The 7,195-nt window shown below is 47.6% G+C and carries 6 protein-coding genes; 1 reads left to right on the forward strand and 5 read right to left on the reverse strand.

What is annotated here, in order from left to right:
• Positions 1 to 163 precede the first annotated feature (163 nt).
• Positions 164 to 2,092 carry a glycosyl hydrolase family 18 protein gene (locus AB4Z33_RS29920; RefSeq protein WP_442053402.1) on the forward strand — a complete coding sequence of 643 codons (1,929 nt, stop codon included), beginning with the start codon at positions 164 to 166 and terminating at the stop codon, positions 2,090 to 2,092.
• A 556-nt stretch (positions 2,093 to 2,648) separates the two neighbouring features.
• On the opposite strand, the gene AB4Z33_RS29925 is transcribed toward AB4Z33_RS29920, so the two are convergent.
• The 5 genes from AB4Z33_RS29925 to AB4Z33_RS29945 all read right to left on the reverse strand — a co-directional run bounded on the left by AB4Z33_RS29925 (position 2,649) and on the right by AB4Z33_RS29945 (position 7,194).
• The gene (locus tag AB4Z33_RS29925; RefSeq protein WP_442053403.1) at positions 2,649 to 3,074 is read right to left on the reverse strand and encodes a DUF1801 domain-containing protein; all 426 of its coding nucleotides are present in this window, start codon (positions 3,072 to 3,074) and stop codon (positions 2,649 to 2,651) included.
• Between the two features lie 91 nt (positions 3,075 to 3,165).
• Positions 3,166 to 3,303, reverse strand: a complete 138-nt coding sequence (locus AB4Z33_RS29930) for a hypothetical protein (RefSeq protein WP_442053404.1) — start codon at positions 3,301 to 3,303, stop codon at positions 3,166 to 3,168.
• Positions 3,304 to 3,314: 11 nt separating this feature from the next.
• Positions 3,315 to 4,535, reverse strand: a complete 1,221-nt coding sequence (locus tag AB4Z33_RS29935) for a Ger(x)C family spore germination protein (protein ID WP_442053405.1) — start codon at positions 4,533 to 4,535, stop codon at positions 3,315 to 3,317.
• Positions 4,528 to 5,637 (reverse strand): GerAB/ArcD/ProY family transporter, encoded by a 1,110-nt coding sequence (locus tag AB4Z33_RS29940; RefSeq protein ID WP_442053406.1) that lies wholly within the window; start codon positions 5,635 to 5,637, stop codon positions 4,528 to 4,530. Before AB4Z33_RS29940 ends, AB4Z33_RS29935 begins: the two co-directional genes overlap by 8 nt.
• Positions 5,638 to 5,649: 12 nt before the next feature.
• Complete coding sequence (locus AB4Z33_RS29945; RefSeq protein ID WP_442053407.1) at positions 5,650 to 7,194, reverse strand: spore germination protein; 1,545 nt, start codon at positions 7,192 to 7,194, stop codon at positions 5,650 to 5,652.
• Between the last annotated feature and the right edge of the window lies 1 nt (position 7,195).

Here is a 7,195-nt window from a genome sequence, read left to right on the forward strand (position 1 = left end):
TAATGGTATAGCTGAATTCAGAACAGAGCGAATCCGCTCTGTTTTTTTTCTTTCATGATCAACTAGCAATAATTACCGCCAAACTTTTCATAGATTAGGAGCAACTCCCCTCCTCTTCCAGCGTCTAACTAAACGGACAACTGAGAGGAGAGTGGCAAATAGAGTGTTAAAAAAGAAGCTGATCGCTGCAGTTACGTTGCTGCTGCTGAGCAGTTCGCTGCTGGCTGGAACTTCGGGGAGCGGCGTTGCTGAGGCTTCTGCAAGTCTCGTAACGAAATACCGCGTCTATCAGAACGACCAAGCACTGCGGGAATTCCCGACAGAGAGCAAAGCGATTGCCTATGCGAAAAACGTCAGCTACAGCCATGTAGAAACCATTACTGGACGTACCTGGGTGTGGGACAATCTCCCTCGCTACAAAGTGTACAAAAACGGCATCTCGTCAAGCGCATGGGAATACCGGACATATGAGCAGGCGCTGGCATTCGCTAAGACACAAAGAAACGTACATATTCGCGATTTGGAGAACATTGGCTGGAAGTATGCGAATCATGCCAAGTTCAGATTGTATCAAGGTGACAAGACACAGCCGATATGGACGTTCACGACCATTGAGGCAGCGATCCAGGAAGCAAAGAAGTGGAGTAACGCACATATTGTCGATTTAACGAAAAACGCTTGGGTATGGGACAACTTAACCGCTGCCCAGAAGAAGGATCAGCGCGCTGCAGCAGCCGTCTATCAAATTAGCGTTGACGGTGTTCCAGCGAACAACGGCAAGCTGTACGGCTTCCTCTATGACGCCATCAAAAGTTCGTCTGTAATTCTAGGAAGTGAAGTCGTCAATACTGCGACAGGCATCGTACTCCATTCCAACGTGCTTGCCTACGAGGTTATTCAGAACGGCAAGCTTATCGGTGCTTTTATTAACCTAGATGACGCAGTTGCACTAGCAAAGAAAACGCCGAATGCTGAGGTCATGTACAAAGACAATGTATGGTGGTCAGGTGTTCCGTATCTTACTGTATTCCAAGGCGACAAGAAGCTTCGTTCGTTCAACACTCGTTCGGGCGCGATCGATTTTGCTAAAAAATACGCAAACGCCTATGTCCGTACGTCAGACGGTCGCAGCGTATGGAACAACGCTAAGTCGCTCGTCTACTTGGCTTGGAATGGCAGCGCATCTAGCAGCACCGTGTTAAGCCATGTTGCGAACACGCAAGGCTTGTCGATCGACTCGCCAACATGGTTCGAACTCACCGCCGCTGATGGATCGATTAACGATACATCAGACGCCGAGCTAGTGAAGACGCTTAAGGAGCAAGGCATCCGCGTCTCACCGCTTGTCCATAATCAGTTCAACCGGAAGATGACGACAGCATTCCTACAGGATAAGGCAGCACAGCAGGCTTTCATTACTAAGCTCGTTGGACGTTTATCTGAAATTAAGGCATTTGGCCTTAATCTGGACTTCGAAGAAGTAGCCGGCGCCGATCGTGCCAGCTATACTGACTTCGTTAAGGCGCTTACGAAGGCAGCTCATGCCAAAGGTTTGAACGTATCCATCGACTTGCCGAGAGGCAGCTTAAGCTGGAACCATCTTACCGCATACGATCATACGGCATTATCTGCAATTGTAGATACGATAATCATTATGGCGTACGACGAGCATTGGAGCGGCAGTGATACGCCGGGATCCGTAGCAGGTCTTCCTTGGGTAGAGGAAGGCATCAAACAGTTTCTCGGTTACGGCATCCCGCGAAGCAAGCTTATGCTAGGCATTCCGTTCTACGTACGCGAGTGGAAGCTGGACGCCGCTGGCAAGCTGGTTAGCAACCGTGCCGTTCTTATGAAAGATATTCCGGAGCTAATCGCGGATAACAAAGCAACAGGCGTTCCAGATGCAGCGTCTGGGCAAATAAAATACAAGTATGTGAAGAATGGCTTCACCTACCTGTTCTGGGCAGAGACTACTGAAACAACTAAAGCACGCGTCGCGCTAGCAACCAAATACGATCTAGCAGGCGTCGCAGCTTGGAGACTCGGCTACGAAAGCGCCGATCTTTGGACCATGATGCTTCGAATGAAATAAGAATAGGAGCTGTACCGGAAGCCACTGTTGGCATCGGTACAGCTCTTATTTTTTGATTATCAGTTATGTAATTTTCAATTGAAAGTTAAATATTCATTATGGCTTCAGCGAAAGCAACGGTTTTTAATAAATCAGCTTATTCCTCGGACGTTGCCCCGTCTTACACGCTCCAGCATGCACCCATTGTCGTTTCCACATAAAGACTTTGTCTAAGACCCAATCACCATAAGTCGGAAAATCTTCTGCGGCCGAAGGAGCTATGTGCAAACCTTTATACAAGGAGCAGAACAAAAAGTCTTTAATCAAGAGAGATCTCATCCCTTAATGGAATACCTGGTTGCACACACTGTTCAAGAAACGCCTGCCATTGTACATGATCAAGGTTTTATACTCTGTAACCAATTCGTTGCCTATTTTCAACACCGCGTCTCCAAAGCTTTCTGAATAACTTTTAAATCCAAGATTAGCCGAATAGGACGGTATGAATTGTTAATTCGTTTAGACCCCAATTATCGGAACAGGCTGCAATATTAAGTTGAAATAAAAGGATGATTTGTCATTGCGCGTCCGGATACATTGCTTGCGTAATCACCATAGATTGTTTAATTAATACCTTTAAAACATCGATATCTATATCTGCCAATTTATTAACGTAGACACATGATTTCGCAGATGTATGCTTTCYTATCCGTGATAGGAGCTCTTCCCGTCTTGGATCCCCTGGTTCAAAGTATAAGCTTATCTTTGCTTTCCGGGGAGAAAATCCCGCAAGCGGTGCATCCCCTTCGTGACCTGTCGCATATTTGTAGTGATAAGAACCAAATCCAATAATGCTTGGCCCCCACATTTTCGCTTCGAACCCCGTCGTTTCCGTAAAAATATCAAGTAATCGAAAAGCATCTTCACGCTTCTTCATATTTTCAATCTGCTCGATAAACTCGATGACACTGTGGTCGGTTTCTTTTGTTTTCTGTTCGTACATCCGTTTATTTCTCCTCCCTGATAAATCGTTATATCAAGCTTCTAATATTATCTTATGCTTCCAGAGTGATGTCCACATGAATTCCTTCATGCTATTTTCTCTTCCAACTCGGGTCGCCGATATCGTGGAGCAGCTTGTTGATTTTGTGTACCGCGTACGGAACAGCGATACTCAGTATCGCGCAAACGAAGCTTAGTCCGGATGGAATCTGTCCGATTTTGAACTCCATAGATGCTCTCCTTATCTTGTCTCGGTCTGATTAACCGATCCGATTCGCCGAATTTTCACGGTTACCGATGTTGTGATATCGCTTTTGGAGAAATAATTGATTCCGTTATCCCAATTTTCTTCAACCTCCTGCCATATGCTCGGTTTGCTTTCTCTCAAATAGGCGGCAAATCCCAACACGTCTTTCTTATACTCATCCCGAGTCTTCGAAATCGTTTCTTCCGCCAGCTTGACGACGGCTGCCTCCACCTTTTTCTCCAAATTGTCCAACGTTGTATCGCTTAAATAGTCCTCGCGTTCAAACGCCTCCGAGATACTGCCTTCCATCGTAATGACGACATGAAAATTCAAATGTTTCGGATCGCTTGCATTTACCTTTATTTCTTTTTTCGAACGCTCTACCTCGAAAACGACCAAATTATCCTCCACCTCGACCTCGATTAACCCCCGGCTATTATTCCCTGTAATATAATTGAGCCCTTGCGTTTCGCTTTCGTTAAGAAATCCGATAAGACTATTCGTTTTGCTATCCATGACGGAAGCCCCGATCAAAGACGCGTCACCGTTCTTCACCGTCAATTTCTGCAGGGTAAAGCTTTCGTGCTTCAGCAAATACTCGTGAACGTCGCCAATTCTCGTGTCCATGTGAATGCGCATCAGCTCCTTGCCGTTGCGCGAGATGTTATTGATGAACAGGACGGGCGTCCGCTCGCTCTTTGGCATTATGTCCAGCGCGCGCGACGCCTCACCCTTGGCAATCATAACGGATACGTTGCGCCTCGCGTCGTTGTTCCTTAGGAAATAGTCGAGTACGTTGGCAAATCCGTATTTGGTCGCCGCCACTTTCTCCGATACGATAATAAGCTTGAGATGCTCCAGAAACGGCTGCCGGCTTAATTGGGAGGAAAGCTTGGCCAGTACGTCCTGCATGGTCCTGCCCTCTACATGCACATTAAAATAAGCTTTGCTCGAAGAGACCCCTCCTTTCGGCTCCGCCATTTTGAGGGCAGCGGGAACGACGACCTGAAACGTAACTTTGAACTTTTGCATGCTGTCCTTCCGATTGGATTGATCGTCGCTGACTTGCTGCTCAGAAAACGATTTATTCTCGACCTCATCTATGGCAACGCCAATTACAAAGCCCCGTTGTTCAAGCTCGATCCGATCCCAGCAACCCGCAGCGAACACGGAAGCAGCCATTAAGCAGATAATTACAAGTACGATTCTAGCCACGGGCTTTCCCCTCCCGAATTTTTACGATCAAGAACAACAGCCCCGGTATGATCAGTGCGGTAAATATCCCATAGTAGCTTAAGACCAATCCCAGATTGCTTAATTCCACGATATTCCCGGGAATCATAGACAATAAATAGATGACTGGCGCAAGGACGTACATCAGCTTCCTCTTCTCCGCCGAGAACATAAAGTTCGTGGAGATGACGGTCACATCCAATGCAAGCGATGTTGTGGCGAAGATCGATACGATCCAAAAAATAAGGAAAAGAGACTCCAGCCGCTCGAAAAACTCGCCGGGTACGCTAACCTCTCTTGCAAGCTCCAACGTCGGATACAAAATGTTCTGAGTGACCTCCACAGAGAAAATGCCGATGACCGCTATAAATATCATCATGTACGTGACCGTTGATATAAGTACGGCAAACATCGTATACTTAGGTGTTTTGGCCGGGTTTCTAGCCAAGCTGCTATAAAACAACACGATTTCAAAGCCCAAAAAGGAAAACAATGATTCCTTTGATCCGTCCAATAGTTTCATAGGTCCCGTATGGAGGAGCGGCTTAAGATTATTGAAATCGAACAGTTTCATGCCAAGCAACAAAAAAATACCCGTCACGAGCAGCACGAAAGGCAAAAAGATAACCGTCAATCGGATCAAGCCGACCCTCGAGCCGGAGACGGCATAGATGACAACAAGCAGGAAGGCCAGCGAAACGACTTCAATCGGTGTTTTATCGAACAAAAACTGCTTGGATAGCTCGGCCACCGACCTCGTAATGTACGCCGTAAAGATGATGAAATAACCCGCATACACGCAAGCGATGAAGAACGCAACCGGCTTGGCTGTAATCGACGTAATATAATCCAAATAATTTCTTCCATTGAAGCGAAGCGATAATCGCGCAAGCATATAGGCGACCAGCAGAGTGGCAACTCCCGCAAGCAGGATGGATAACCAGCCGTCCGGCGAGTCGGTCGCCTTCGCGACCGCGCGAGGCAGAGTTAAGATGCCAACGCCTACCATCAGCGAGCCCGTCGAAAACATCAATTCCTTCTGATCGATTTTCTGGTCGCCGTATTCCCAGTTATCCGTGCTCACAAGAGATGCCTCCTATTTCGATCGTTTCTTATCTTCCGGTTGCAGCATTTGCGGCCTTTCTTTCAAGAAAGAAACGGGCGCTCGCAATATGAGATCGTTCCAATCCTTCAGGAACATCGGCGAAATCGGCGAGGAATAAGGCACCCCGAAGCTTTTTAGATTAACGACGTGGATGCAAATCATTAAGAAAGCGAGAATAACGCCGAACAAGCCGAACACGGACGCCGCCAGCATGACAAAAAAACGAAGAATCCGCGTAATAATCCCAAACGAATACGACGGCAAAGTAAACGAGGCGATCGCCGTTACCGCAACGACGATGACCATGATCGGACTGACGATGCCTGCCGATACGGCCGCTTCGCCGATAACAAGACCGCCTACGATGCCGATCGTCTGCCCGATGGGCTTAGGCAGGCGCACGCCGGCTTCACGCAATATTTCGAGCGTCACTTCCATCAACAGCGCCTCGATCACCGCGGGGAACGGGACCCCTTCGCGCGATGCGGCGATGGAGAAAGCGATATTTGACGGAATCATTCCGTGATGAAACTCTGCCAAAGCAATGTAGAATGCGGGAAGAAAAGTCGCGATGAACGCGGAAATAAATCGCAGCAGCCGAACCAGCGAGGATAGCAGCCAGGGCTGATAGTAATCCTCGGGCGAATTGACGGCAAGCGCAATCGTTACCGGCATAATTAAATTGAATGGCGTGCCGTCAACCAATATGGCTACCCGCCCTTGCAGCAGCGAGGAGGACACACGGTCAGGCCTCTCCGTATTCAAGATTTGTGGAAAAGGCGATAGAAAGCTATCCGTTATCCATTGTTCGATATATCCGGAGCCCTCAGGATCATCCATCTCGATTGTCAGAAGCCTTCTTTTCACTTCTTTCACAAGCTCAGGATTGGCAATCCCTTCGATATAGGTAACGATGACTTCCTTCTTCGACCTGGTGCCAAGCAAAAAGGAATCCATTCGCAAGCCAGGATCACGCAATCTTCTGCGAATTAAGGCGCTGTTGGTGCGAATGTCTTCCGTGAATCCATCCTTAGGCCCGCGAATGAGCGATTCCGTCTGCGGCTCTTCGATCGCTCTCCTCATCCAGCCCTTGCTTCCAATGATGAGCACYCGCTGCGTACCGTCGATAAATAAGCAAGTATCTCCCGACAGAATTGAGAATACTGCCTCGTCCAGGCAGTCGATCAACTGAATTTCTTGCAATGGGAGGACATCGTCTTTCAGCCGTCTGATTAGCTCATCGCCATTCATCTCTTTCAGATCCGCTTCAGCTTCATTCGGCTTGTAGTTGATGAGCGGTCTCATGAGATGTTCATGTATCAAGGTTTTGTCAATCAATCCATCAATGTTAACGATGATGCAATAACGTCCCGATTGACCGATATCGATTTCCTTCGTAATCAAATCGCCCGGCGAATGCAGCAAGGAATGAATGGCATTCACGTTATTTTTCATTTGCTCCGACAATAGGGTTTGTTCTGCTTCCGTGCCACCGTTGTGTTGGTTTGCCATCCGTCTCTTAAGCATGGTCGTCAGC

Origin of the sequence: Paenibacillus sp. 2TAB19 (assembly GCF_052115185.1) — a bacterium.
Classification (GTDB): domain Bacteria; phylum Bacillota; class Bacilli; order Paenibacillales; family Paenibacillaceae; genus Pristimantibacillus.

Coding starts and splice junctions, on each gene's coding strand:
- AB4Z33_RS29930 (WP_442053404.1), bottom strand. CDS start 3,303: ATGGAGTTCAAAATCGGACAGATTCCATCCGGACTAAGCTTCGTTTGC.